The 26,374-nt window shown below is 42.9% G+C and carries 19 protein-coding genes and 1 CRISPR repeat array; of the genes, 10 read left to right on the forward strand and 9 right to left on the reverse strand.

Annotated features, from left to right (window positions below; translation table 11 throughout):
* The first annotated feature begins 1 nt into the window (after position 1).
* Positions 2–772 carry a TIGR03915 family putative DNA repair protein gene (locus ESB13_RS16920; RefSeq protein ID WP_129004808.1) on the forward strand — a complete coding sequence of 257 codons (771 nt, stop codon included), beginning with the start codon at positions 2–4 and terminating at the stop codon, positions 770–772.
* A 70-nt stretch (positions 773–842) separates the two neighbouring features.
* Here ESB13_RS16920 and ESB13_RS16925 read toward each other — a convergent pair whose 3' ends face one another.
* Entirely contained in the window at positions 843–1,493 is a 651-nt protein-coding gene (locus ESB13_RS16925; RefSeq protein WP_129004809.1) for an SGNH/GDSL hydrolase family protein, read from the reverse strand.
* A 463-nt stretch (positions 1,494–1,956) separates the two neighbouring features.
* Positions 1,957–2,562, reverse strand: a complete 606-nt coding sequence (locus ESB13_RS16930) for a 6-carboxytetrahydropterin synthase (RefSeq protein WP_220399694.1) — start codon at positions 2,560–2,562, stop codon at positions 1,957–1,959.
* Between the two features lie 217 nt (positions 2,563–2,779).
* Here ESB13_RS16930 and ESB13_RS16935 point away from each other — a divergent pair, with 217 nt between their 5' ends.
* The 6 genes from ESB13_RS16935 (at position 2,780) to cas2 (ending at position 11,455) form a co-directional block, all read left to right on the forward strand.
* Positions 2,780–3,466: a TetR/AcrR family transcriptional regulator gene (locus ESB13_RS16935; protein ID WP_129004810.1), complete on the forward strand. Its 687-nt coding sequence runs from the start codon at positions 2,780–2,782 to the stop codon at positions 3,464–3,466.
* Positions 3,459–3,809 carry a GIY-YIG nuclease family protein gene (locus ESB13_RS16940; RefSeq protein WP_129004811.1) on the forward strand — a complete coding sequence of 117 codons (351 nt, stop codon included), beginning with the start codon at positions 3,459–3,461 and terminating at the stop codon, positions 3,807–3,809. Before ESB13_RS16935 ends, ESB13_RS16940 begins: the two co-directional genes overlap by 8 nt.
* 390 nt (positions 3,810–4,199) lie before the next feature.
* On the forward strand, positions 4,200–5,270 hold the full coding sequence (locus ESB13_RS16945; protein WP_129004812.1) for a type I restriction endonuclease: 1,071 nt from the start codon (positions 4,200–4,202) through the stop codon (positions 5,268–5,270).
* Positions 5,271–5,625: 355 nt separating this feature from the next.
* Positions 5,626–10,203, forward strand: a complete 4,578-nt coding sequence (cas9, locus tag ESB13_RS16950; protein ID WP_129004813.1) for a type II CRISPR RNA-guided endonuclease Cas9 — start codon at positions 5,626–5,628, stop codon at positions 10,201–10,203.
* 2 nt (positions 10,204–10,205) lie between these two features.
* The gene (cas1, locus tag ESB13_RS16955; RefSeq protein ID WP_129004814.1) at positions 10,206–11,102 is read left to right on the forward strand and encodes a type II CRISPR-associated endonuclease Cas1; all 897 of its coding nucleotides are present in this window, start codon (positions 10,206–10,208) and stop codon (positions 11,100–11,102) included.
* Positions 11,103–11,119: 17 nt separating this feature from the next.
* Complete coding sequence (gene cas2 / locus ESB13_RS16960) at positions 11,120–11,455, forward strand: CRISPR-associated endonuclease Cas2 (protein ID WP_246022594.1); 336 nt, start codon at positions 11,120–11,122, stop codon at positions 11,453–11,455.
* A 93-nt stretch (positions 11,456–11,548) separates the two neighbouring features.
* A CRISPR array of direct repeats spans positions 11,549–14,892; the repeat unit is 47 nt; unit sequence GCTGTGAAAGAACTAATGTACATCATAAATTGAAAGTAAGTCACAAC.
* A 285-nt stretch (positions 14,893–15,177) separates the two neighbouring features.
* On the opposite strand, the gene ESB13_RS16965 is transcribed toward cas2, so the two are convergent.
* Both ESB13_RS16965 and ESB13_RS16970 read right to left on the reverse strand, forming a co-directional pair.
* The gene (locus ESB13_RS16965) at positions 15,178–15,756 is read right to left on the reverse strand and encodes an imm11 family protein (RefSeq protein ID WP_129004815.1); all 579 of its coding nucleotides are present in this window, start codon (positions 15,754–15,756) and stop codon (positions 15,178–15,180) included.
* Positions 15,757–15,853: 97 nt separating this feature from the next.
* Positions 15,854–16,570, reverse strand: a complete 717-nt coding sequence (locus ESB13_RS16970; RefSeq protein WP_129004816.1) for a hypothetical protein — start codon at positions 16,568–16,570, stop codon at positions 15,854–15,856.
* Between the two features lie 181 nt (positions 16,571–16,751).
* On the opposite strand from ESB13_RS16970, the gene ESB13_RS16975 reads away from it, so the two are divergent.
* Positions 16,752–16,994, forward strand: coding sequence for a hypothetical protein (locus ESB13_RS16975; protein ID WP_220399695.1), 243 nt, complete (start codon positions 16,752–16,754; stop codon positions 16,992–16,994).
* A 61-nt stretch (positions 16,995–17,055) separates the two neighbouring features.
* Here the strand turns inward: ESB13_RS16975 and ESB13_RS16980 are convergent, their stop codons facing one another.
* From ESB13_RS16980 to ESB13_RS16995, 4 genes are all read right to left on the reverse strand, one after another.
* Positions 17,056–18,066 carry an efflux RND transporter periplasmic adaptor subunit gene (locus ESB13_RS16980; RefSeq protein WP_246022595.1) on the reverse strand — a complete coding sequence of 337 codons (1,011 nt, stop codon included), beginning with the start codon at positions 18,064–18,066 and terminating at the stop codon, positions 17,056–17,058.
* Positions 18,067–18,208: 142 nt separating this feature from the next.
* Positions 18,209–21,478 (reverse strand): efflux RND transporter permease subunit, encoded by a 3,270-nt coding sequence (locus ESB13_RS16985; protein WP_129004817.1) that lies wholly within the window; start codon positions 21,476–21,478, stop codon positions 18,209–18,211.
* A gap of 5 nt (positions 21,479–21,483) precedes the next feature.
* Positions 21,484–22,818, reverse strand: a complete 1,335-nt coding sequence (locus ESB13_RS16990; RefSeq protein ID WP_129004818.1) for a TolC family protein — start codon at positions 22,816–22,818, stop codon at positions 21,484–21,486.
* A 154-nt stretch (positions 22,819–22,972) separates the two neighbouring features.
* The gene (locus ESB13_RS16995; protein WP_129004819.1) at positions 22,973–23,338 is read right to left on the reverse strand and encodes a hypothetical protein; all 366 of its coding nucleotides are present in this window, start codon (positions 23,336–23,338) and stop codon (positions 22,973–22,975) included.
* A 99-nt stretch (positions 23,339–23,437) separates the two neighbouring features.
* On the opposite strand from ESB13_RS16995, the gene darT reads away from it, so the two are divergent.
* Both darT and darG read left to right on the forward strand, forming a co-directional pair.
* Positions 23,438–24,076 carry a type II toxin-antitoxin system toxin DNA ADP-ribosyl transferase DarT gene (gene darT, locus ESB13_RS17000; RefSeq protein WP_129004820.1) on the forward strand — a complete coding sequence of 213 codons (639 nt, stop codon included), beginning with the start codon at positions 23,438–23,440 and terminating at the stop codon, positions 24,074–24,076.
* 1 nt (position 24,077) lies between these two features.
* Positions 24,078–25,133, forward strand: a complete 1,056-nt coding sequence (gene darG, locus ESB13_RS17005; protein ID WP_129004821.1) for a type II toxin-antitoxin system antitoxin DNA ADP-ribosyl glycohydrolase DarG — start codon at positions 24,078–24,080, stop codon at positions 25,131–25,133.
* Between the two features lie 18 nt (positions 25,134–25,151).
* Here the strand turns inward: darG and ESB13_RS17010 are convergent, their stop codons facing one another.
* Positions 25,152–26,288 (reverse strand): BamA/TamA family outer membrane protein, encoded by a 1,137-nt coding sequence (locus tag ESB13_RS17010; protein WP_129004822.1) that lies wholly within the window; start codon positions 26,286–26,288, stop codon positions 25,152–25,154.
* Positions 26,289–26,374: the final 86 nt, after the last annotated feature.

The raw sequence follows: 26,374 nt of genomic DNA on the forward strand, positions 1-26,374 counted from the left end.
AATGCAGTTACTCGTTTACGATGGCAGCTTCGCCGGCATCCTTTGCGCCGTCTTCGACGTATTTGAATACAAATTCAAAGAGGTAAGACTTGTTCTTGCCAACACGCAAAGTGGCCTCTTGTTTGGCCGGGAACATACCGTTATCACCGATGAAACAAAAGCCGCACGTGTATTTACAGGTTTAAGCAAGCGCATATCGGCAAGAGCATTAACACAGCTGCGGTTAGCCTACCTGTCCGAACAGGCAGATATCGCCGGTATACTGGTACATTACATGCAGTACGCCTTCACCTCACCAACTTCGGTAGAAACAGATTTTAGCCACCCCGCCGTATTATCAGTCGCTCAGGTAGCACGAAAAGTAAACCGTGAAAAACACCGCATGGAAGCCTTCATCCGCTTTCAGCTTACAACAGACCAGATCTATTATGCAGTGATAGAGCCCGACTTTAATGTACTTCCCGTCATTGCAAATCATTTTAAAGAACGGTTTGCCGATCAGGATTGGCTGATCTATGATGCCCGGCGCAAATATGGCCTTCATTATAACAGGCAGGAGTTAACCGTTGCCACCATTACATTTGAAGGCCCGGTGCAGGCAAAAAACAGCAGCGCAGTATACGATGCATCAGAAACCCTGTACCAGGAATTATGGCGGCGTTATTTCAATAAAACCAATATAGAAGCCAGGAAGAATACACGCTTACATATCAGGCACATGCCCCTGCGATACTGGAAATACCTCGTAGAAAAGCAGCCCGTGCGTTCATAGGTTAGCAATAAATGCTATAGCACATAATGTACACAGGCGCCAGCAACCAGGCGGCAGCTTGTTATTCACATCACATATAGGGCTTCAGTTGCTTATGCCATATGTCGTAACCACTGCTTAGCATATGAAGATTATCTTTCTTGAACAACCCCGGCATAGGTTTGCCATCCTTCCCCAGCATGGGTTTAAATACATCCACAAAAGTCCATTTCGAATACTTTTGCGATGCTATGAACCGCGCAACCAGGTTATTGAACTTTATAGTTTCAGCACTGAACTTCTCACGGCTGGGACTTGGCTTGGCAGATATAAAATAGAACTGGGTTGCCGGCAAACTATCATTCATCAGCGCAAACACCCGCTTAAAAGTATGGAATACCGAATCGGCTTTAATACCCGAAGCAATATCATTTTCACCCGCATACAAGAATACTTTCGAAGGCTTATAGGGGAAGATGATCCTCGAAGCATATAACGGAATTTCGTAAAGATGACCGCCGCCAAAACCACGGCGAAAAGTAGCATAGTCCCTGAAACGCGTTTCAAAATCGTCCCAGAGCCTGATAGAAGAACTGCCGGTAAACAATAGCTGCCCTTTCTTGGGAAAGCTGATACTATCCTGTCGCTCAAATGCCCTGATCTCCTTTTCATGATGCCCTTGCTGGGCGTTGGCAGTAACCAGGAAACAACACGTGAACAGTAGCAGGAAATAATTTTTCATATGTCTTATTTTCCCATGAAGTTACTTTAGTTTTTTCCATTGCCAGGAGGCCCTCAGGCTGGAAACAAAATCATAGAACCGCCGCAACGCTTCTGCCCCCCTGGCCCCATAATCATTGGATCTTCTTCACCATTAAGCGCCTTAAGAAGCTTGGCTGCAGATATACGAGTACCGCAACCCTTAAAAGATAAGATTATTGAATACTCGATTTAATTATTAATAGGTCTGTGATCATCATACAAACAAAGCATCCAGCGATAGCAGCACAATCTCCGCTCCCTCAAACCCCGTTACCAATTACAGGCGTAGCCCTTGGCTATTTCAGCACCTATTCCCCACAAAGCAAACGGTACATTGTAAAATAATTCAATTGTCACAAAAGCCTGTTCCCAGGCCGCTATCGCCCTATGCCTGTGGCCTACAGCCCGTTCCGTATATAACTGGTAGAATTGTTACAAAATGTTTATTTCCTGTCGTCGTAATTCATGATCCCCTTTTCCGCAGCGTAACTTTTTAGCTGCTCCAGGCGAAAACGACTCCAGTTATCCCTTTCCTCGTTACTGATAGAGCTGCGGAAGCACGTCGTTGCACAGTTAGGCGTTTCATGCAATTTGATGGAATGGAGACGCAGATCCTGGTATTCAAGGAAAAGCGCGTCTATGGCCAGGAAAAGCTCTTTTGCCACATTTTCAACAGAAGGGTTGCAATATTCACCTTCGCCGTTGAGGCTCATGAGCCAGCGCCTGCTTTTGGTAGCGTCGGCCGCTTTAATGAGTTCCACATCCTTCGGATTGAGTATAACACCATGATCGAGCGTATCTTCTATCCACTGCACCCCTACCCTCTTAATTTCCTTGAAATCAATGGCATAACCTATTTGTTCCATAGCGCCGAATTCAAAGATCAGGTCATAGAGATAAGTGTGGCCATGGATGCTGAAACACTTCGTTTTTTCATTCATAATCCGGTGCCCGGCGTCGAAGGAGCCCTTTCTTTCAATCAATTGTATACCCATCACAAAGCGGTTAAAAGTAGATCCCGGTTCGAGATAACCGGAATTTAACCGCAAAGGTAATATTTTACACCGAAGCACGCCAGTGAGTAAAATCACCCCCAGAAACCGTTTCTACCAACGCTCATATACACACACTCCGCCTAAAGCTGCCTCCCGGTAGTTAAGCTGTCAAAAGAGGCACACCCAAAAACCGCAAAACCAGGCCAGCATTTAACATTATTTCTCACATTTAACAATGTTAATTATCTTTACCGGCGTTTAAAGCACAGATATGAAGCATAAAGAATTGCAGGGACAGCGGATGCGAGGCTATTTCCTGGAGGCAACAAAGGAGCTGCTGAAGTCCGAAGGACTACAAAGCATCAGCGTAAGAAGCATCGCAGATAAGGCAGGGTATTCCTACGCAACCATGTACAGCTATTTCAAAGACGTGAACGACCTCGTCTTCCTCTGTGTCCAGTCGTTTTATGAAGAATGCAAACAGGAGGTAAGACAATCCCTACGCAAAAAAGAAAAAGGCATAAAAAGTCTTAAGGCCGCAATCCGCGCCTATGCCGACTATTTCATCCAGTATCCCGGCATCTTTGAATTGTTCTTCCTCGAGCGCACAGGCGGTTCAAAAGAGCAGAAAGAGATCGCACAATTGATCAGCGCTTCACTCGACACCATCTGCGAAGAAGACTGGAACCACTGTCTCAGCAAAGGAGTAATAGAGGCAGCAACTATTGAACAGCTGAAAACCCAGGTCCGTTACACCGTGTACGGCTTATTGCTGTTATACCTGAACCGGAAAACGCCCGCATCTTATACCGAATTCATAAGCACCCTTACACGCCAGGTGGATACGATACTCGACGGTACAGCCAAAGCAATTCCGGCCCCACCTGCTGAAAGCGGCAGCACCGTTCAAAATGCACTTATTGCAATTAACGTAAAAAAGGTAAACAAACATGAGTAACAAAAAAGAGCTGAAAGAACAATACAAACAAATGAAGTTCAGGATGGGCATATTCCAGGTAAGGAACAAAACAACCGGCAAGATCTATGTGGCATCAAGCATAAACCTCGATGCTATATGGAACCGCCACAGAACACAGCTAAGATTCGGCGCCCACCCGGTCAAAGCACTTCAGCACGACTGGAACACCTATGGCGAAGAGCAGTTCTCCTATGAAATACTCTCCATACTCGAGCAAAAAGACGAAGACACCCACGATCCCAAACGCGAACTCAAAGAACTGGAACGCATGTACCTGGAAGAACTAAAACCTTATGGCAACCGGGGCTATAATAGGGAATAAGGCCGCTGGCCCTATCCCTGTTAGCAATCTTATATTACCACTTGCCCCCTAAGCCATACCGGCAGAAATCCATCTCCGCCACCTCTCCTCTCCGCCCCTAACGTTGCCGTCTGCTCCTTAACGCGCCTGCTAAATACATAAACAAATAAAATATTTGTTTTCCCGTAACAATCTGTCAAAAAAACTTTTATAATATTACCCTACATAATCAGGAATGTGTCGCAATCAGTTGTTTGACACAATAGTCATGTGTACTGCAACCAATTGTTTAACATAACCAGTTGTGTAGCGCTGTCAGCTTATCCCCCGTTTTTTGTAAGACAGATTTTTTAACCCATATAGGTTTACTATGCTTGTCAGGAAGCCTATATCATGCAAAACCCTTTATCTATGGATTTCAAAGACACAATCAAGCAACTTGCCGAACGCATTCTAAAACACAAAGAGTTAGTACATACCGAAGAGGCCACGAAGCATTCATTCGTTATGCCTTTTTTACAGGCATTAGGTTACGATGTTTTTAATCCAATGGAAGTAGTCCCCGAGTTCATTGCCGACCTGGGCATCAAAAAAGGAGAGAAAGTAGACTATGCGATCGTAAAAGATGGTCAACCCATTATACTCGTTGAGTGTAAACATTGGTCGGCAAGCCTTGATCCGCACAATTCCCAGTTGTTCCGCTATTTCCATACCACCAAAGCAAAATTCTCCATCCTTACCAACGGATTTGAATCCCGGTTCTACACAGATCTGGATGAGCAGAACAAAATGGACGAGAAACCCTTCTTCATATTCGATGTTAACGACATCCGCGATAACCAGCTGGAAGAGCTAAAGAAGTTTCACAAAACCTATTTCGATTCAGAGACAATCGTATCCACAGCCAGCGAGTTAAAATACGTAGGGCAGTTAAAGACATTACTACAGGGAGAACTTAACAATCCAACACAGGATTTTGTAAGGCATTTTGCAAAGCAGGTTTACACAGCCGGCATTCTCACACAACGGGTAATGGATCAGTTTACCCAGCTAACAAAGAAATCATTTCAATACTATATCAACGACCTGATTACAGAGCGCCTGAAATCAGCCTTACACAAAGAAGAAACAGAGCAGGTAGTCATTTCCGCCCCGGAAGCCGCAGCAGAGGAAAACAAGATCATCACAACACAGGAGGAGTTGGATTCATTTCAAATTGTAAGATCCATTCTGCGTCAGCACGTGCCGGTACAAAAGATCTCTCACCGCGATGCGCAATCATACTTCGCCATCTTATTTGAAGACAACAACCGCAAGCCCATTTGCCGGATGTACCTCAACGGCGGCAAAAAGTATATTGGATTATTTGACAACGAAAAGAATGAAACCAAAAAAGAAATTACCACCCTGGATGACATCTTCCTGCATGCAGACGCCTTGCTAGGAACATTAATGAACTACATGCCAAAAGTAGAGGCATAAAAAAAGCGACTTGCGCCGCTCAAAATGTTTACACAACGGAATAATCCTTATTGTGACTTACTTTCGGAATAAAGGTAAAGATTTATAATTAAAAAGGAGATTAATTCATTTAGAAATAATCTCCTGAAAGTAAACCACAACACTCATTGAACATAAAGCATTAAACATGCAACACTTAATGATCATAGAGTCTTTTAAGAAAAGATGGATGCAAGTGATCCTCCTTTGGAGGGAGAACCCGACAGATTGGCGCCTGAGCAAATTGGTAGCGACCCAAAATCTTGTTTCCAAGTCAAATATAGAACAATTATTGTTCAATGAGTAAAAATATACTTTTTATACTTAAAATTGCCAGATGAACAGAATTCTCGGATTAGACCTCGGCACCAACTCTATCGGCTGGGCGTTGATTGAGCAGGATTTCCAGAACAAATATGGTAAAATACTAGGCATGGGTACCCGCGTGATACCAATGTCACAGGATATATTAGGCGAATTTGGTAAGGGAAATTCCGTCTCTCAAACAAAAGACCGAACCCAGTTCAGAAGCACAAGAAGACTAAGAGAACGATATCTTTTAAGGAGAGAACGCTTGCATAGGGTATTAAATATATTGAACTTCCTGCCCCAACACTACGCATCAAGCATCGACTTTGAAAAGCGCCTGGGCAAATTCATAGCTGAAACAGAACCTAAGATTGCCTACAAAAACAGCTGGGATGAACAAAAAAACAAAAAGAACTATGAATTCATATTCAAAGATGCCTTCGGCGAAATGCTTGAAGATTTCAGACAACATCAGCCACTATTACTGGTAGATGAAAAAGGGCAACCTCGCCTGGTCCCCTATGACTGGACAATCTATTATCTGCGGAAAAAAGCATTGACCAGGAAAATAGAAAAAGAAGCATTAGCCTGGATACTACTCAACTTCAATCAGAAAAGAGGTTATTACCAGCTTCGCGGAGAAGAGGAAGAAGAGAATACCAGCAAGTCGGTTGAATTTCATTCACTGAAGGTCATAGAGGTAATTGCAGATGAAACGCAAAAAGGCAAGGCAGATACCTGGTACACCCTACTACTGGAGAACGGCTGGAAATACAGGCGCTCAAGCAAAACACCCTTATTTGACTGGAAAAACAAAGTCAGAGATTTTATTGTCACCACCGAATTAAATGACGATGGTTCTGTAAAAACCGATAAAGAAGGAAATGAGAAAAGAAGTTTCCGCGCTCCCGGTGAAGACGACTGGACGCTATTGAAAAAGAAAACAGAACAGGAAATCGCGAAATCGAAGCATACCGTTGGTGAATTTATTTATGACGCCTTACTTAAGAATCCTCAACAAAAGATCAAAGGAAAACTGGTACGTACAATAGAACGAAAGTTTTATAAAGACGAACTAAGACAAATCCTGCAAAAACAAAAGGAATTTCATCCGGAGTTACAGAATGAGGAACTGTATAGCGATTGCATCCGGGAACTCTATCGCAACAACGAAGGGCATCGGGAATTATTAAACAGCAAAGAGTTCGTCCACCTGTTCCTGGACGATATCATCTTCTATCAACGTCCATTGCGAAGCCAGAAATCATCTATTGGCAACTGTACGCTGGAGCCAGCCATCACCTACCTTGATAAAGGAGTAGAAAAAGAGAAACGTTTAAAAGCAACTCCAAAGTCCAATCCTTACTACCAGGAATTCCGCCTGTGGCAATGGATCTGCAATCTTTCTATTTACAAAAAAGAGAATGACAGCAACGTAACAACTGATTTTCTAAGCAGCCCGGAAGATGCAGAAAGACTGTTCGATTTTTTAAACAACAGAAAAAACATAGAGCAAAAAACACTGCTCAAATATTTCCTCGAACAGAAGGGATTCAAAGGCAAGCTACTTGCTGCGGAAACAGAAAAATTTCGCTGGAACTATGTAGAAGATAAAGATTACCCCTGTAATGAAACCGCAGCCCTGATAAATTCAAGGTTGGAAAAAATAGAAGGAGTCAATCCTGGATTTCTTACCAGGGAAATCATGCAGCAGCTATGGCATATCATTTATTCAGTTACTGATAAAATAGACTATGAAAAGGCACTTAAAACCTTTGCTCAAAAGCACCTGTTGCCTGAATCGGGATTTGTAGAATCATTCAGGAAGTTTCCCCCCTTTAAGAGCGAATATGCTTCCTTTTCAGAAAAAGCCATCAAAAAGCTGTTGCCATTAATGCGGCTTGGAAAACACTGGTCCTGGGATAGCATTGATAAAGCATCACAACTTAGAATAGAGAAACTACTAACAGGTGAATACGATCCGGGAATCAGCGATCGCGTAAGGGAAAAGCTCAGTTCGCTCACGAAAGAAACAGACTACCAGGCCCTGCCTTTATGGATGGCCCAATACGTAGTGTATAACCGTCACTCCGAAGCAGCATCTCTCGATAAGTGGTCTTCAGTAGCAGATCTTGAAGCCTATTTGCAAGCCTTCAGGCAACATAGCTTGCGCAATCCTATTGTAGAACAGGTTATAATGGAAACACTCCGGGTTGTAAAAGACATATGGATACAATATGGCCAGGGAGCCAAAGACTTCTTCAATGAAATTCATGTTGAGCTAGGCAGGGAAATGAAGAATACAAAAGACGACAGGGAAAAAATGAGCAGGCAGGTGATAGAAAATGAGAACACCAACCTTCGTATCAAAGCATTACTGGCCGAAATGATGAACGATGGTCAAATGCAAAACATTCGCCCTTATTCACCAATGCAGCAGGAGATCCTGAAAATATACGAGGAGGGCGTTTTATTGTCCGGCATAGAAATAGATGACGATATATTAAAAATAAGCAAAACAGCACAACCTTCCCCTGCAGATCTGCGACGCTATAAGTTATGGCTGGAGCAAAAATACCGGTCGCCTTACACCGGCAATATCATTCCGCTGAATAAGCTGTTTACACCCGAATACGAAATAGAACATATCATTCCTCAAAGTCGCTACTTCGATGATAGCTTTAGTAATAAGGTAATTTGCGAAGCAGCAGTAAACAAACTAAAAGGTAATCACATAGGCTTGGCCTTTATCAAAAAGTTCCATGGGCAGAAAGTAGAGTGCGGACTCGGAACAATACCCGCAACAATTTTTGAGGTAGCGGCATATGAAGAATTTGTAAAGCAGCACTACTCCAAAAATCGCAGCAAACGCAACAAATTATTACTGGAAGAGATCCCGGAAAAGATGATAGCCAGACAACTGAATGACACACGCTATATCAGCAAATTCATATCTTCCTTACTATCGAATATAGTACGGGCATCAGAGAACGACGATGGTGTCAATTCAAAAAACATCATTCCCGGCAACGGCAAAATCACCACCGAATTAAAGCAACACTGGGGCCTGAATGACGTTTGGAATGAACTGATCCTACCGCGCTTCGAGCGGATGAATGCATTAACGAACACATCACTATATACAGCCTGGAGCAACAATCATCAGAAGTTTTTGCCTGCGGTTCCACTGGAAGCCTCAAGGGGATTTTCAAAGAAACGGATAGATCACCGGCACCACGCAATGGATGCCCTGGTAATAGCTTGTGCAACGAGAGATCATATCAACTTACTAAATAACAAGCATGCCGATTCTCCCCAGCAGCGGTTCGATCTAAACAGAAAACTAAGAAAGTTTAAGAAGACATCGTACACACACCCACAGACCGGAGAATTGATAGAAAGAGACATTCCGGATGATTTTCTTAAACCATGGGAGAGCTTTACAACGGATGCCCGGAATAGCCTGGAAAAGATCATTGTCAGCTTTAAGCAAAACCTGCGGGTGATCAACAAAGCCACCAATCACTACGAAAAGTACATAGAAAAAGAAGAAGGGCTTGTTAAAAGCGTTCAGGTGCAGCAGGGAGTGAACTGGGCAATTAGAAAGCCCATGCACAAAGACACCGTCTTCGGCCTGGTACAATTGCGAAGAAAAAAAGAGGTTTCCTTAAGCTTAGCCCTGGATGTTATAAACGACATCACCAATAAAGCGCTTAGAAAAGAGCTTCAATCGATGGCAAAACAAGGAAAAGATAAAAAAGAGATCCTCAAGTATTTCAAAGCGGCCAACAACATATGGAAGGATATAGACATAACCCGGGTAGAAATTTTTTATCAGGAAAACGACAATGTAGCATCACGAGTATCTCTCGACGATAGCTTTGATGAAAAGCGAATTGAATCAATTACGGATACCGGCATTCAAAAGATCTTGAATAATCACCTGGCCAACTACAAGGGTCGTTTGGATGAAAAAGGAAAAGAGATAGCGCCCCCCCTACTGGCCTTCTCACCTGAAGGAGTTGAAGAGTTAAATAAAAATATCAAAGCACTTAATAAAGGAAAGGCGCATCAGCCTATTTTAAAAGTGCGTACCTATGAACCCAAAGGAAACAAATTTAATATAGGCGAAACCGGGAATAAAAAAGCCAAATATGTAGTAGCGGCCAAAGGAACCAATTTATTCTTTGCTGTCTATCAAGGCAAAGATGGCAAGCGAAATTACGAGACGGTACCTTTAAACATCACTATTGAACGCCAAAAACAAGAACTACCTCCTGTCCCCTTAGAAAATCAAAATGGCGACCCTCTTTTATTTGCTCTTTCGCCCAATGACCTTGTTTACGTCCCTTCAGCGGAGGAACGGACTGCAGAAAACAGTATCAATAATGGCAATTTTGATGCGCAACGTGTTGCCAATATCTACAAAGTAGTAAGCTTTACCAGCAATCAAATATTCTTTGTAAGGCAGGATGTGGCTACGTCTATCGTTAACAAAGCGGAGTTTTCTGCCCTGAATAAAATGGAAAGAACCATTAATGGCACAATGATAAAGGAAGTTTGCGTCAAGCTGAATATTGACAGATTGGGACATATAAAGCTTTAAAAATGATAAAACGTACTTTATATTTTGGTAGTCAAGCATACCTCAGAACAAATACTGAGCAAATGGTTATTGAATTATCAGAAAGTGGCGAGATCAAATCGGCTCCCATAGAAGATATTGGCGTACTTATATTGGATCATCAACAGATAACTATAACGCAATCCTTAATAGCGAAACTGTTAGCTAATAACGTTGCGCTTATCACCTGTGATAACACACATCATCCCGTTGGCCTTATGCTAAATCTTGATGGCCATACCCTACAAAGTCAGAAATTTCAATGCCAGGTAGAGGCCTCGGTTCCTCTAAAAAAACAATTATGGCAACAAACAGTCGAAGCCAAACTAGTTAACCAGGCAGCGGTATTAAAAGCCGAACGGATAAACAACAAATATATCCTAAACCTTGCCCAAAAAGTAAAAAGCGGCGACAGTGACAACTGCGAAGCACAGGCCGCTTCTTATTATTGGAAATATATTTTCCCCGACTTCCTCGAGTTCCGACGCGAACGCTACGGCCCACCTCCAAACAATCTCCTGAACTATGGATATGCACTTGTAAGAGCAATAGTAGCCCGGGGGCTGGTTGCAAGCGGACTACTACCAACACTAGGAATTTTTCATCGGAATCAATACAATGCCTATTGCCTCGCCGATGACATAATGGAGCCTTACCGTCCCTTCGTTGATAAAATAGTATGTCAAATCATCAGAGGCAACGGCCGGTTCCTGGAGATGACGCCTTCTATGAAAAAAATGCTTTTAGAAATTCCTGTTATGGATGTCCTTATCGATGGACAAAAAAGTCCGTTAATGAATGCAGTTCAGCGAACGACAGCAAGTTTGGCCAAATGTTTTGAGGGAAAAGGCCGAAAGATATTATACCCGGTACTGGAGTAAAATCAGCCACCGCATGTATGTTTAACCGTTTAAACGCCTATCGTATTATGTGGGTACTCGTATTCTTTGACTTGCCCACTGAAACCAAAAAAGATCGCAAGCAATATGCTCTTTTCAGGAAAAGAGTACTGGCAGACGGTTTCCAGATGTTCCAGTTCAGTATGTATATCCGCCATTGCAGCAGCCGTGAAAATGCTGACGTTCACCTGAAGAGAATCAAAAGCATTTTACCTCCCAAAGGGCATGTTGGCATCATGTGCGTTACCGATAAACAATTTGGCATGATGGAAATTTTCCGGGGCCACGATTTGGTTAACGGCCCAGAAACAATTCAACAACTTGAGCTTTTTTAAGAAAACAGGAATAAAAAAATGTATTCAACTGGCATTTTTTTATTCCTGTTTTTCCATCTAATTATTTCAATAGCAGGAACTTATAAACTTCCTGCTGTGAAAGAACTAATGTACATCATAAATTGAAAGTAAGTCACAACGAGGTCCTGAATACGACCGGCGAAGACGGGCTGTGAAAGAACTAATGTACATCATAAATTGAAAGTAAGTCACAACTAAGTCATTACACAATGAGTTAGAGCTTTTGCTGTGAAAGAACTAATGTACATCATAAATTGAAAGTAAGTCACAACCTATAACGTTTACAGAATGTGTAAAATGAAGCTGTGAAAGAACTAATGTACATCATAAATTGAAAGTAAGTCACAACTGTTCCATCGTTTACGTTTTGAAATTTCATGCTGTGAAAGAACTAATGTACATCATAAATTGAAAGTAAGTCACAACCCGCACTGGCATACCACCAGTTGATTTAGGCTGTGAAAGAACTAATGTACATCATAAATTGAAAGTAAGTCACAACGAGGAGGTAAAATTCCCTATGCGGTGTGTAGCTGTGAAAGAACTAATGTACATCATAAATTGAAAGTAAGTCACAACTTGGATGGCACACAGCATAAATGGTACTCAGCTGTGAAAGAACTAATGTACATCATAAATTGAAAGTAAGTCACAACTGAAGGACATGCCTAAACCATCGAACCCAGCTGTGAAAGAACTAATGTACATCATAAATTGAAAGTAAGTCACAACCTGCTATGGTATTGCTCATACAGCGCAGCCGCTGTGAAAGAACTAATGTACATCATAAATTGAAAGTAAGTCACAACCGAGCAAACCTTTTCTTAATTGACTTACGGCTGTGAAAGAACTAATGTACATCATAAATTGAAAGTAAGTCACAACGTGGGAACATAAGGCCTGTCTTCGGTTCTGGCTGTGAAAGAACTAATGTACATCATAAATTGAAAGTAAGTCACAACATTTTTACGGGCGTTTCTATTGTACTTGTGCTGTGAAAGAACTAATGTACATCATAAATTGAAAGTAAGTCACAACGACCAAGGTTCCAGTATCTTTGACTTTCTTGCTGTGAAAGAACTAATGTACATCATAAATTGAAAGTAAGTCACAACCCAAAGCGACATACCATTTATTATTAAAAGCTGTGAAAGAACTAATGTACATCATAAATTGAAAGTAAGTCACAACCCATATTTAACAAAAGGTGTGCAGGTATACGCTGTGAAAGAACTAATGTACATCATAAATTGAAAGTAAGTCACAACTGTCTAATGTGAACCATTTGAAGTATGCATGCTGTGAAAGAACTAATGTACATCATAAATTGAAAGTAAGTCACAACCAGCGTGACGAAGACATGGAGTTAAAAGCGGCTGTGAAAGAACTAATGTACATCATAAATTGAAAGTAAGTCACAACTAAAAGGAGCCCGCCTTATCCCTGTCCTGGGCTGTGAAAGAACTAATGTACATCATAAATTGAAAGTAAGTCACAACGCCACCCTTATCATCCAGCAGCTCTTCCTGCTGTGAAAGAACTAATGTACATCATAAATTGAAAGTAAGTCACAACAGATAGTTGTCGGGGAATATGTTCAATAACGCTGTGAAAGAACTAATGTACATCATAAATTGAAAGTAAGTCACAACCATAATGGCAAAAGCAAATTACAGCCTTTCGCTGTGAAAGAACTAATGTACATCATAAATTGAAAGTAAGTCACAACCCCATAACTCAGGCTTTGGAACTTGTAAGGGCTGTGAAAGAACTAATGTACATCATAAATTGAAAGTAAGTCACAACAAAAATTGAGATCCGAAAAAAGATACTTGGGCTGTGAAAGAACTAATGTACATCATAAATTGAAAGTAAGTCACAACGTAATGAAATGCTTGATGCAATTGACCCTGGCTGTGAAAGAACTAATGTACATCATAAATTGAAAGTAAGTCACAACATGCAGGTCGCAGGTGATGAACACGATGTGCTGTGAAAGAACTAATGTACATCATAAATTGAAAGTAAGTCACAACGGTTCCGTAAACTAATATTAACGAGTAAGTGCTGTGAAAGAACTAATGTACATCATAAATTGAAAGTAAGTCACAACAACTATAGCTTTTCCTGCCTGCAAAACACTGCTGTGAAAGAACTAATGTACATCATAAATTGAAAGTAAGTCACAACCGCTGCAATTCGCTGGCATTCATACCTAAGCTGTGAAAGAACTAATGTACATCATAAATTGAAAGTAAGTCACAACTAAATGAGAGGCAATACGTCAGGACGTGGCGCTGTGAAAGAACTAATGTACATCATAAATTGAAAGTAAGTCACAACAATAATGGGTATGTATACTGATTTTTGTAGCTGTGAAAGAACTAATGTACATCATAAATTGAAAGTAAGTCACAACCCACTTGGAATAATAGTTATTTTTCTGCAGCTGTGAAAGAACTAATGTACATCATAAATTGAAAGTAAGTCACAACTGAGCATCCTCGTTTAATTTTTCCAAGGCGCTGTGAAAGAACTAATGTACATCATAAATTGAAAGTAAGTCACAACGATGAACTTCTTTTGATCCGTCTGCGTTCGCTGTGAAAGAACTAATGTACATCATAAATTGAAAGTAAGTCACAACTAACCGTAACACCATCTCGCACCGTTACCAGCTGTGAAAGAACTAATGTACATCATAAATTGAAAGTAAGTCACAACTTATAATGGAATAAATACTTTTACAAAAAGCTGTGAAAGAACTAATGTACATCATAAATTGAAAGTAAGTCACAACTACATCTCAATGTTTCTCCCACTCATCTTGGCTGTGAAAGAACTAATGTACATCATAAATTGAAAGTAAGTCACAACGCGGCATCCTTAGGCATATGAATAGAGGGAGCTGTGAAAGAACTAATGTACATCATAAATTGAAAGTAAGTCACAACATAACAGTCGATGGGAAGCAAATGACCTTAGCTGTGAAAGAACTAATGTACATCATAAATTGAAAGTAAGTCACAACATAATAAGCAGCGTCGTGATGCTCTCGCCGCTGTGAAAGAACTAATGTACATCATAAATTGAAAGTAAGTCACAACGACAGCGAAGGTATTGGCCATTGTAAAGAAGCTGTGAAAGAACTAATGTACATCATAAATTGAAAGTAAGTCACAACAAGTGTGAACAGCTTAAAGAATGGGCTGCTGCTGTGAAAGAATTAATGTACATCATAAATTGAAAGCAAGTCACAACGTCAAAGGCTTTTTTCCTTCTCACCTACCGCCTGCGAAAAAACTAATGTACATTTTAAATTGGAAGTAAGTCGCAACTATAACCAAAGATTGCAGGATGAGTAGCAAAGCTGTGAAAGAACTAATATACATCATAAATTGAAAGTAAGTCACAACCAATCCAGGGATGTTCCCTGCGTAAACTGTCCTGCGAAGAACTAATGTACATCACAAATCGAAAGTAAGCCAGCTTTCTGTTATTTTGGAGTCCGTGAAGGAACTAATATATCGTATAAGTTAAGAAAGAACATAATACCTAAAGTCTCGAAAGAAATTAAAAACATAACATATTGCACCCAAAATAGCAAAACATACCGCATCTTTTTGCAAAAAAATCTAAACTTTAGAAGAAGTCTTATACTTACGCAAGCAATACAAATGGGGTTATACCCTTCCAAAAATCTACCACTCCGCCACAAACGAAGGCGAAAACTCCAGCGCATTTATATTATACTCCTCCATCACCGTCTTAAATGCTTCAGACACCACTATCCTGTTATCAAAAGAAGAGCGTACAATATGGTATTCAATTTCATACTCCTCCAATATGCCGTCAATGAGCGCTATCTTTTCAAAGTCGAAAGACTGGTCTACAGCACTTTTTTCATAAACAGATCTTTCAAGATCGTAGCAGGGAAGTTTAGTGTAAACATTCATAACGTAAAAACCTGTTGCAATATGTCCACGATATGCAATATCACACTCCAGGAGTTGTACCTGGTGCGGAAACTGAAGATCTATAAGATTCTTGAGCCTGGTGCTTACAATTATCCCCCCGGAAACAGAGCGCATAGCATCGTACTGCAGAATGGTGTCCCACGGAAGATCACTGTTGTTGGCATCTGCATAATGCAGTGGCTCAGTAAGAACTGAAGGATTAATAAATTTTCCAAGATCGATATCATTATCGATATCAGGATTGTTTTTACCGAATTTAACGGGATAGTCTGGCAAGCTCGTGATTTCAAGGAAGTAGTTCATAGTATCGTTTTCTAATTAGGGACTTGCCTTGTAACGAACAAAAATGAAACCAAACTACAAAGCAACATAACAGAATTTCACGCTGCCAGCTGAGCAATTAGCCATCGTAGCTCATCGACACGATCCTTTTTCCATCAAACGAAATATCCAGCAAATGATCCTGCGCTATCTCATCACCGCAGGTAATATCGGCCGTCAGCTGGTGCATACCTGCAACGGTTATTCTCACCCCAAAAATATCAAGATAATTGTACCACGCCTCATTTACATTATTCTCAAAGTTCCTGTTATAATAGTCTATCAACTCAGCTTTGCAGCTGCCCAGCCACTTGATATAAGTTAGTAACTGGGGAAATACATCTTCAAGAGCAATGTTCCTTTCAAGATTTATCAGCAGCGGCTTGTCATCGAACACTTTACCTAAAATGATATTCCTGCGCGATACCGCAAACACCACTTCATCCGGGGCGCTATTATCTTCCTTCACAAAATCATTTAGCGTAAGCTCGGGAAGATGTTGAATAGGAGCAGGTTTCCTCTTCAAAGCAAAATTATCCTGGTGCGACTTAGCCAGCTGCTCCATCTCAAAAAGTCGGCTTATATCCTTACGGTTGCTCTTGTCGGCAATGGCAACAAATATATCATAGGCCTTTTGGTGATAACCCAGTAAAGAATACACCTGCGACCTTACCAGCAGCGAAGTTTTATCCTGCGCGCCCCCTGTTTCATCCAGGAAGGCATACAACTGCGCTATGCTTTCTTTCGATTGCTTTGAACTCCTGAAATTGGCAGAAAGATCTGCATACCGTTTCATGATGTTTTCCATTAACTAAGCTTTTGATGAAGAAGATGCAGCATTAGCAGCAATTTTCGTGCAAAAGCGCCGTCCCCGGGCGCCTGCCAGTCCTCCCGCCAGATCAACCAATCCCGGATACTGATAAATATCAGCGCCAGAAACCAGTATAGGGCTTATTTTGTAACGCAATACAATTACTATGAAATATTTTCAACTCTCCCTTATCCTTTTAGTATTACTCGCTGCGCCTGTATTGGCACACGCACAAACACAGTACAATTCAGCTTCAGTAGTTGAGAAAGGCCTAAGCCTGGGCTCTGTTCTGGCGATCGTAACATCCTGGTCAAGAAATAAATCCATTGGATGGGCTATACTGCATGCTTTGCTTAGCTGGCTATATGTGTTCCATTTTGTAATAACCAGGGCAATGTATGGAGAATAAAACAAAATGGGTTACAGAAGGCAACACACCTTCTGCAACCCATTTTTAAAAAGTACAGAAACTACCTTATCACCGTGCCTTCCGTAATCTCATCAGTAGCATGTAAAACAATTTCATCATCTTTAGATACATCGCCAAAGATCTCCGTTTGTTCATTTGCCTTAAGGCCTTCTTTAATGTCTGCAAAATGCGCCTTGCCATCCACCACTTTTATGATATACTGCCGTTCTGTAGAGCGCACGATAGCATGACTGGGAACCAGCAGCGATTTCGCGCCCGACAAGAGCGGCACCTTTACTTCGGCATACATGCCAGGCTTCAATTCCTGGCTGCTGTTGTTAACATCTATCTCTATCGCTTCAGAACGCATACTGCTAAGGGCGTTGGCAGTACGGCTAATGTTGGCCCTGTTCTCTTTACCCGGCATGCTGTTAAAAGTAAAACTCACCTGGTGCTTTAAATCCACCTTATCTACATAAGCTTCGGGAATATAAACCTCGAGCCTTAGCTTCTGAAGATGCTGCAGCACCATCATAGGCAACTCATTCGATTTACCCCCTGGACCCACCAGCCCGCCTGCAGAAATATTCCGCTGAACAATAACCCCATCAAAAGGTGCCGTTATAGTAAGGTAGTTAATGATGTTCTTCATTGCCGCAACATTCGACTTTTCCGACATCACAATGGCCTCATCAGCTTTCATGCGCGAAGCCGCCATATCAAGATCAAGCGGCGCTACAGCGCCCTCTTCAAGAGCAGCCTCTTTCAAACGTTTATACTTCTCCTTACTCGCTACCGCATTCTCCTGCGCCTGCAGGTACTTGGATATTGCAGCCTGCATCTGTGATTCCATTTCCGGGGCCTCCAGCTGTATTAACACCTGCCCTTTGCGAACCACCGTACCACGATCGGCCAACACGTTTTTAACGAAACCATTTACTTTAGCATAAATGAACACTTCATCATAAGGCTTAAGCTGCCCCGGAAGCTTTACATAGCTCGATAAAGGCATTTCCATGACCTTACCTACTTCATAACGACTGCTGTCTTTTTTCGTTGTATGCCCGGTCATGTCCACCGGCTTTTGATTTTCATGACATGCAGCCATTGACAAAACGATGCATGCAAATGGAAGAATATATTTGAGTTTCATTTTATTATTTATTGAATCATGAATAATACCAGTTACCCCGGCCACCTATTGCCTTCAGGCATTACACGTCACCAGGTTTTACACTACCGTCAGGCGTTATACCTCCTTCGGGCACAACATTACCGTCGGGCATCAGCGAAGATGATTGATACGACGCCCGCTGCTGCGTCCACGCAAACACCAGCGGCAACACCAATAACGCAGCCAGGGTAGAAGCAGCAAGCCCTCCTATAACAGCACGCCCCAGCGGCGCAGATTGCTCACCGGCTTCTCCCATACCCGAGGCCATAGGAACCATACCCGCTATCATAGCAAAGCTCGTCATGAGAATAGGCCTTAAACGAATGCCGGCACTCGTTATGGCAGATTTAACGGAGTCGCGATAGCTCATCCGCAACTGTTCAGCATTCGTAACAATTAAAATAGCATTGGCTACAGATACACCCGTACTCATGATCATCCCCATGTACGACTGAAGGTTCAGCGTAGACCCAGTAAGTAATAACGCCGCCAGCGAACCGGTAATTACCGCAGGAACCGTACTCAACACAGCCAGCGACAATTTAAACGACTGGTAGTTGGCAGCCAGCAGCAGGAAGATGACCAGTACGGCAAACACCAACCCTGTTTGCAAACTGCCCATGGTTTCTATAAGCAGCTGCGACATCCCCTTTACCTCAGCCAGCATACCCCTCGGGGGATCCCCCACTTCTTTAAGCGCTTTGCTTACTTCCGCGGTGGCAGTCCCGAGATCCTTTTTATGAATGTTCGCGCCAACCGTAAGATAGCGGCGCGGCCCCTGCCTGTCGTACTCACCGGGAACATAATCCACTTTAAACGTGGCAATATCGCCAAGAGTGAGGCTGCTCTGGCCTTTCACCAATGGAATTTCCTTTAATTCATCCATGGTGTTCATCACAAATTCGGGAACCTGTACCTGCACCTGGTAAGTATAAGCTTTCTCTTCATCAAGCCACTGCACCTTTTCGGTAAAACGACTGGACGAAGTACTTACTGTTACCGAGCGGGAAATATCCTTTACATCAAGCCCAAGCTGTGCAGCCTTCAAGCGATCGATAGTGATGGATACAATCGGGAAACGTAATGGCTGCATGATCTGAACATCACGCAGGTATGGAATTTTCTTTAAACGATTCACAACCTTACCGGCATAGGCTTCTATCTCCTTCATATCCTTTCCCGCCACCTGCACTTCTATAGGCGTTGCAGCGCCCTGGCTCATGATCTTTTCAGTCATGTCTATAGGTTCAAAGTTCAGGCGCAATTCAGGATGGGCATAAAGTATATTACGCCTGAGCGCATCCTTCAGCTCATCGGTATTTACCTTATACTTTTCATCGAGGTTCACCTGCACCACCGCCTCATGAGTACCGGTGTTGAATACATAAAGATTACTGATACCATAACTGCTTGGTATAAGACCTATATAAGCAGAGCTGATAGCCACCTTATGCTGTACCGTTGTATCTATGATCCGTAACACCTGGCGCAGCTTTTCTTCTGTCCGCTCCAGCCTTGTGCCATCAGGCTCCTTAATACGCAGTTGAAACTGCCCGCTGTTCACTGCAGGCATCATGTCCTTTCCTATGATTGCAAAACCGCCGGCAGCCAGCGCAAATATCACCACAAGATAGGTAGCTACAATAAACTTACGACGCGGCATCCAGCGGGTAAGCAGGTTACGGTAGCGCATTTTAACACGCTCAAAGAAATCGTTCTTTGCAGGCTGTGCCTCTTCCTGTTTCTGATGTTCTTCCACTTGCTTTTGCTCCTCGCTGTTAAGCGCTTCGCCCGCATGCGCATGAATAGTACCATGATCATAATGTTGATAACGCTCTGCCTTTATAAGCCAGTTGGAAAGAATAGGCACTATAGTTTGAGCCGCAACAAAAGAGGCGATCATCGTAAAGCCAATGGAAAGCGACAACGGCAAGAACATGGCCCTTGGCACACCCGTCATGATAAACGAGGGCGCGAACACAGCCAGTATACACAGGAGTATAAGCAACAACGGAAAAGCTATCTCACGGCAGGCATCGAAGATGGCCTGCTTTTTTGCCTTACCCATCTCCAGGTGCTGGTGAATATTTTCTATCGTTACCGTCGACTGGTCAACCAATATACCAATAGCCAGCGCAAGACCACTCAACGTCATGATGTTGATCGTTTGCCCGAATAAACCAAGCATAAGCACACCAATAAGCAGCGATACAGGAATAGTGATCACCACAATCAAACTGCTGCGCAGATCGCGCAGGAACAGCAACACCATAAGCCCCGTTAACAACGCACCAAGCGCCCCTTCCGTAATAAGACTTTTTACCGCATTCACCACAAACACAGATTGGTCGAATTCGTAAGACACCTTCACATCTTCAGGAAGCAGGCTTTGTATCTCCGGTATCTTCCCCTTCAGCTGCTGCACAACAGTCCAGGTAGAAGCATCAGCCGTTTTTACCACCGGTATATATACCGATCGTTTGCCGTTGATGAGGGCATAATCAACAGTAACATCCGCAGCATCGGCAACACGGGCAACATCTTTAATGAGCACCGGAACACCATTCTTGATCACTACAGGAATATTGCCAAAGTCTTCTACCTTCTGAATAAGCGAGTTCATGGTAGTTACATACATGATGTTATTCAAACGCAGGTTGCCCGAAGGCGACATAACATTATACTTTGTAAGAGCGGCAACCACCTCATCGGGTGTGATATGATAGCTACGCAGCTTATCGGGGTTCACGTTAATAGTGATAGACCTTGAGTTGGCTCCAAAAGGCGGCGGAGCGCTAAGTCCTGCTACCGACGAAAACATAGGCCGCACCCTGGTAGCAGCCAGATCATAGATCTCCTTCAGGCTGCGAGTTTGGCTCGAAAGCACCATTTGCCCTACCGGCAGCGACGACGCATCAAAACGCACCACCTGCGGCGGAATGGCCCCGGGTGGAAAAAAGCGCATGGCCCTGTTCACCTGTAACGCCACCTGTGCCGAAGCTTCAGCCATATTGGTCTTTTCATAAAAGCTAAGCTTGAGCATCGTAATGCCCTGGATATTCTTGGAAGTAATTTCCTTGATACCATTCACATAAAGAAACTGGTCCTGCAACCGCGTGGAAAAGAAACCTTCCATCTGCTGGGCCGACATACCTCCATACGACTCTATCACATAGATAGTAGGCATATTAAGCTGTGGGAAAATATCAATAGGGATCTTAATAGCGGAAAGCACCGAGAAGATAAGCAAGCTGGCGGTGACCACTATCGTTGCTATAGGCTTCTTTAGTGCTGATGAAACTAACGACATATCAATTATTTTAACGGATCAATAAGTTGGTCCACCTGGTTTTCGGTGATGGCTTTCTGGAAGATGGCTTTACAGTAATTGTATTTGGCAACAGTATAATCCTGCTCGGCGCGATACAGGAGATTCAAAGCCATGTTCAGCTCAATGATATCGGTAAGACCATTTTTATAAAGCGACAGCTTTTGCCTGTAAGCAGCCGTGGCTGCCGTTAGCTGATTAGGAATTTCAGACAGCCGCTCCCTGGCTGTGACAAGCTCCCTGTTAGCCTGGTCAGTGCTCAACTGCAGCACAACCTGTTGTTCTTTTAGCTTTTTGAGGGCGTAAGTAGTACTTGCCTTCTGCGTACTCAGTTGCAACTGTTTCCGTTTAACATCAAACAAGTTGTAAGTAATGCCCAGGCCCACCAGGTAATTCGCCCTTTCCAAACCCCATCCTTTGGCAAGGGCGCGGAATTCATCGGAGGCGCTTACACTGGAACCACGCCCCCACGCAGCCGCATTGAACATGATCCTGGGATTATAGTTCTTTTTCACCAGCGCCTCCTTATAAAGACTATTGTTGTAAAGCGAATGATAATAATCCAGCAGGGGATGACGCAAAGAAATAGTATCGTTCAACTGTTCCGGCAGATAATTAATGAAATGCTGTTCAATACCCGTATCAGCCACGATCGATTCCGGCGTCATGCCGCTAAGAGCCGCAAGCTGCAGCTGTATCTGCCTTATCTGGTTATTGATATCAATCTGAACCAGTCTTGCCTTCGAAAGCTCTGCACTGGCGATACTGGTATCAACCCCAGCCTTGATGCCGCTTTTAGCAAGCGCCATTACCGAGCGTCGTATTTCACCATTACGGCTGATATTCTGCTCCTGTATAAACCTAAGATCCTGCAACCGCATGAGCTGCAAGTATTGGTCTATGGTAAATGCCTGAAGCTGGTAGCGGCTTTGCACCAGTTTCGCCTCTTCGGTAACAACATCCGATTCGGCAACCTTACGTTGCGCATCGTATGCACCAAAGTTGTACAACTCCCATTCAAAGGCGGCGGCGCCAATACTGGTAAGAATGGAACTGGAGTTACCCGCCTCACGCACCCTGGAATTGGTAGGCACCATACCATATCCAAAATATCCCCCCGGGAGGTTGTTGTTGGTACCAATATCAGTCTGGTAGCTCAGCCTGAGAGCCGGCAGCCAGTTGAAAGAAGTAGTATGAAGCTGTTGTTGCCTGATATTGATAGAAGCGGAATCCGCAGATAAAGAAGGAGCAAACTGCACCACCCTTTCCAGGAGATGCGGCAAACCAATAACAGGTTGTTGTTCCTGCGCTTGCACGAACATAGGTACAGGCAAAGAGATACAGACCAGCACAAGCCTGCATGCCTTAACAATATAATGCATAAACAATATGATATGTGTCGATAGAAAAATGCCGTTATAACAGGCAAGAGCCATTAAACGGGTTCAAAACATAACTACGGGGTAGCCAATGGTATCATATCGTAAGCCGGCACCCTAGCAAACACATGGTGCGACCTGAGAGAAAGCGAACAAGCTGAGAAGAAGTATCCAATACCGGCCTGTAAATCCATTGCCGGAAAAAAGAGGCAGGAGCGGGAACAGGGCTATGTGGTTTTTTCCGCACATAAGCTTCGGAGGAAGTGCCGTTGGCAGCCAGAAAAGCAACATGAAAATCTTCGACATCCTGTTTTCTTTTCTTGACATGTTTGTAAATAAAATACGAGTTATCGGCCCCTTCGGCATAGTCATGAATAAGCAGCGCGACGGAAGATTTTGCTACAGAAACAAAACCGGCCATCATAATAAACAACCCAACAAGGTATCGGAACTGCCGCTTCATGGCTTGCAATATAAAGGAGAAATGTTAACCGCCCGTTTTTACCCCATATATTAACAGGTTGTTTATCAACGCCCGCTTAACCTATATTTGTGAGGTAAGATGTCAGGAAAAATTCCAGAAACGGTGTTTGGATACAGAATTACGCATTATAAAAACATTCCATTTATTTTACGTAACGGCCTGTATTGCTCCTCCTCTCCGAGGATAGACGCGTCATATGTGAATATAGGAAAGACTGACATTATTAATAAAAGGGAGCGAAAACAAATAGATGTAAGCCCTTATGGCAGGATCCATGATTACGTTTCCTTCTATTTCGGCCCAAAATCTCCTATGTTATATTCCATATCTAAGGGCAACTCAAATACTACCTGCCAGCAAACTGACGTTATATATATCGTAATTTCGTTGCCAAAGATCATTGAAGCGGGATTAAAATTTGTCTTTACAACCGGGCAAGCCATTATGCAATTATCGACGCAGCATAATGATATCAAAGAACTGGATCAAATTGCATGGGATATTATACAGGATAAATACTGGTTCGACGATCCTCCCGAGTATCCCGACAGGGCAAGGCGAAGAATGGCAGAACTCTTGATTCATAAGCATATTCCGGTAAACCTTATTGCTGGTATTGGTGTTATGAACGAGTATATGGAAAAAGAAATCTCTAAAATGGTAAACGAGGTGGGTCTAACACTACAAGTTAAAACATTTCGTCATTGGTATTATTAATATGATCAGATATACAACAGGAAATTTATTACAGGCTGATGTTGAAGCATTAGTAAATACCGTAAACACAGTTGGTGTTATGGGTAAAGGGATTGCTCTGCAGTTTAAGGAAAGATTTCCTGAAAATTATAAGTTATACAAGCAAGCAGCAGCAGAAAAGAAACTCGATACCGGCAAGATGTTTATGGTACCCACCAGCAGAATGGACGGGGTAAAATGGATTATCAATTTTCCAACTAAGAAACATTGGCGGCACCCTTCGAAACTAACTTATGTAGAAGAAGGACTTGACGATCTTATTGAGCAAATTAAGAAAGCAGACATTAAATCTATAGCGATACCTCCCCTTGGGTGTGGCAATGGAGGCTTAGACTGGAATATAGTAAAACAGCTTATCGAAGAAAAGCTATCCTCACTTACTGGTGTAGACATAGTTGTTTATGAACCGTCGGAAGCTGCTTATGAAACAAAAGAAGAAAAAACGAAAGCCAAACCCAGGCTAACTCCTACCCGGGCCATTATATTGTATTTGATGAACTACTATTCGCAGCTACAATATTCCCTGACTGTTCTTGAGACCCAGAAGCTGGTTTATTTTCTTAACAGACTCGGAGACGAAGATGCTCAAAAGATAGAATTCCAAAAGCATATTTACGGTCCCTATGCACCCAAACTTAATCATGTACTTTACGATATAGACGGTTTTTATATCTCGGGAATGAAATATAAGGACGTAAAAACATTTGATGAATTAAAAGTTCTGGACACGCATTTTGGCGAAGTTGAAGAATTCATTTCAGTTCATTCAACCGACACTCAAAAGCAAAGAATAGAAACATTACTCGCTTTAATTGAAGGCTTTGAAACTCCTTTAAGCATGGAAGTGCTTGCAACAGTAGACTATGTGCTCAATAATGAGGTTGCTGACAGGAGGAATTTGACAGAAGTAGTTGAAAAGGTGCATCAATGGAATGAACGAAAGAAACACATTATGTCTCCGGAGTTTATTCAGGTAGCATTTAATAGGCTGAATTACTTTGAACTTCTTTACAATTAGCCCCCGAAGCCTTATTAGTTAAAACGCCTCGCCGGTAAAGAAGTAGAACGCAGGCCCTTCTTTAGTCATGCCCACATCAAAACGCAGGAAGATATCCTTTTTGCGGAACAACAGGTAACGCAACCCCGCTCCCGCCGACCATTGCGCCTGGTTCAACTGCAATGCCCCCACCTGTGGCGCAACGGCCGCCGTTCCGGCAAAAACAGTCGCTCCCCAACGTTTGCTAAACGAAAAAGGCAGCATCCGATATTCCACCTGTGCCGACAACAGGTTTTTATCGCGATAGCGCCCCTGGTAGAATCCGCGCATCATCATTTCACCGCCCATGAGGGCCAGCTGGTTGAAGGGCACATCGCCAGCCAGAAAGTTGCCATACACCTGCCACGCTATGACATTATTCTTTTTATAAGGATGAAAAGAACGAACATCAACATTAACAGAGGAGAAATGGTAATCGCTGCCAATGGAGGGCGCATATTTCAGGAAGGATAGTTCGCCGAAGAGTCCTTTCCGCACATTTAATACATTATGCCTGGTATCATACACCAGTGCGCCGCCGATGCCCAGGTTGTTAGTGCCATTGCTGCCGGTGGGCAGCGTATGAGGGTCGCCTTCATGAGGCTGGTTAAACTTAACACCAAAGAGATTCTGGTAATCTACTTCCGGGCCGAGGAACAGGTTGTTGCTAATTTTCCGCAAAACGCGCTGCCGGAGCAGGATATAATTAGCATCTATAACGGCTGGGTTATCCCCCGCAGTATTATGACCTATGCCGTAGTAAAGCAGGGGAAAGCGTTGTATCCGCGTTCGTCCCAGGAAGAACCATTTATCTTTATCGCCATAGATGGCATTATCTATCCAGAGACCGTATTGGGCATTAAAGGTAAAGAAGGCAAAAGCCTGTATTTCGCTAAGGCGGTTAAGCGTATCCCCCTTCGCGCGAAACAGCCAGAGGGCCGAAGCCCCAAGCTCAACACCAGTTTCCGGCGAATAGCCCAACGTAGGATACACCCGGAAACTCTTTTCTGCTGCCGAGGCCGTATCATTCAAAAGCGTATTGACGAGCCTTGCCGGAAGACTCTTTTTCCGCTGGCCAAAAGACGCGATTATGGAGAAGGCTAAAACTAATGTTATGAGTAGTTTTGGGAATTTCATATATGAGGGAGTAAGCAGAAAACGGGCCAAGGAGCGTAAGATGATTTAAGATAGGAACAATATGCCTAGTATTATTTTTTTGCATA

It is taken from the genome of Filimonas effusa (assembly GCF_004118675.1).
Classification (GTDB): domain Bacteria; phylum Bacteroidota; class Bacteroidia; order Chitinophagales; family Chitinophagaceae; genus Filimonas; species Filimonas effusa.

Excerpts from the sequence above, each read along its gene's own strand:
- ESB13_RS16920 (WP_129004808.1), top strand. The coding sequence starts at position 2 with ATGCAGTTACTCGTTTACGATGGCAGCTTCGCCGGCATCCTTTGCGCC.
- ESB13_RS16925 (WP_129004809.1), bottom strand. The coding sequence starts at position 1,493 with ATGAAAAATTATTTCCTGCTACTGTTCACGTGTTGTTTCCTGGTTACT.
- ESB13_RS16935 (WP_129004810.1), top strand. The coding sequence starts at position 2,780 with ATGAAGCATAAAGAATTGCAGGGACAGCGGATGCGAGGCTATTTCCTG.
- ESB13_RS16940 (WP_129004811.1), top strand. The coding sequence starts at position 3,459 with ATGAGTAACAAAAAAGAGCTGAAAGAACAATACAAACAAATGAAGTTC.
- ESB13_RS16945 (WP_129004812.1), top strand. The coding sequence starts at position 4,200 with ATGGATTTCAAAGACACAATCAAGCAACTTGCCGAACGCATTCTAAAA.
- cas9 (WP_129004813.1), top strand. The coding sequence starts at position 5,626 with ATGAACAGAATTCTCGGATTAGACCTCGGCACCAACTCTATCGGCTGG.
- cas1 (WP_129004814.1), top strand. The coding sequence starts at position 10,206 with ATGATAAAACGTACTTTATATTTTGGTAGTCAAGCATACCTCAGAACA.
- cas2 (WP_246022594.1), top strand. The coding sequence starts at position 11,120 with ATGTTTAACCGTTTAAACGCCTATCGTATTATGTGGGTACTCGTATTC.
- ESB13_RS16965 (WP_129004815.1), bottom strand. The coding sequence starts at position 15,756 with ATGAACTACTTCCTTGAAATCACGAGCTTGCCAGACTATCCCGTTAAA.
- ESB13_RS16970 (WP_129004816.1), bottom strand. The coding sequence starts at position 16,570 with ATGAAACGGTATGCAGATCTTTCTGCCAATTTCAGGAGTTCAAAGCAA.
- ESB13_RS16975 (WP_220399695.1), top strand. The coding sequence starts at position 16,752 with ATGAAATATTTTCAACTCTCCCTTATCCTTTTAGTATTACTCGCTGCG.
- ESB13_RS16980 (WP_246022595.1), bottom strand. The coding sequence starts at position 18,066 with ATGACCGGGCATACAACGAAAAAAGACAGCAGTCGTTATGAAGTAGGT.
- ESB13_RS16985 (WP_129004817.1), bottom strand. The coding sequence starts at position 21,478 with ATGTCGTTAGTTTCATCAGCACTAAAGAAGCCTATAGCAACGATAGTG.
- ESB13_RS16990 (WP_129004818.1), bottom strand. The coding sequence starts at position 22,818 with ATGTTCGTGCAAGCGCAGGAACAACAACCTGTTATTGGTTTGCCGCAT.
- ESB13_RS16995 (WP_129004819.1), bottom strand. The coding sequence starts at position 23,338 with ATGAAGCGGCAGTTCCGATACCTTGTTGGGTTGTTTATTATGATGGCC.
- darT (WP_129004820.1), top strand. The coding sequence starts at position 23,438 with ATGTCAGGAAAAATTCCAGAAACGGTGTTTGGATACAGAATTACGCAT.
- darG (WP_129004821.1), top strand. The coding sequence starts at position 24,078 with ATGATCAGATATACAACAGGAAATTTATTACAGGCTGATGTTGAAGCA.
- ESB13_RS17010 (WP_129004822.1), bottom strand. The coding sequence starts at position 26,288 with ATGAAATTCCCAAAACTACTCATAACATTAGTTTTAGCCTTCTCCATA.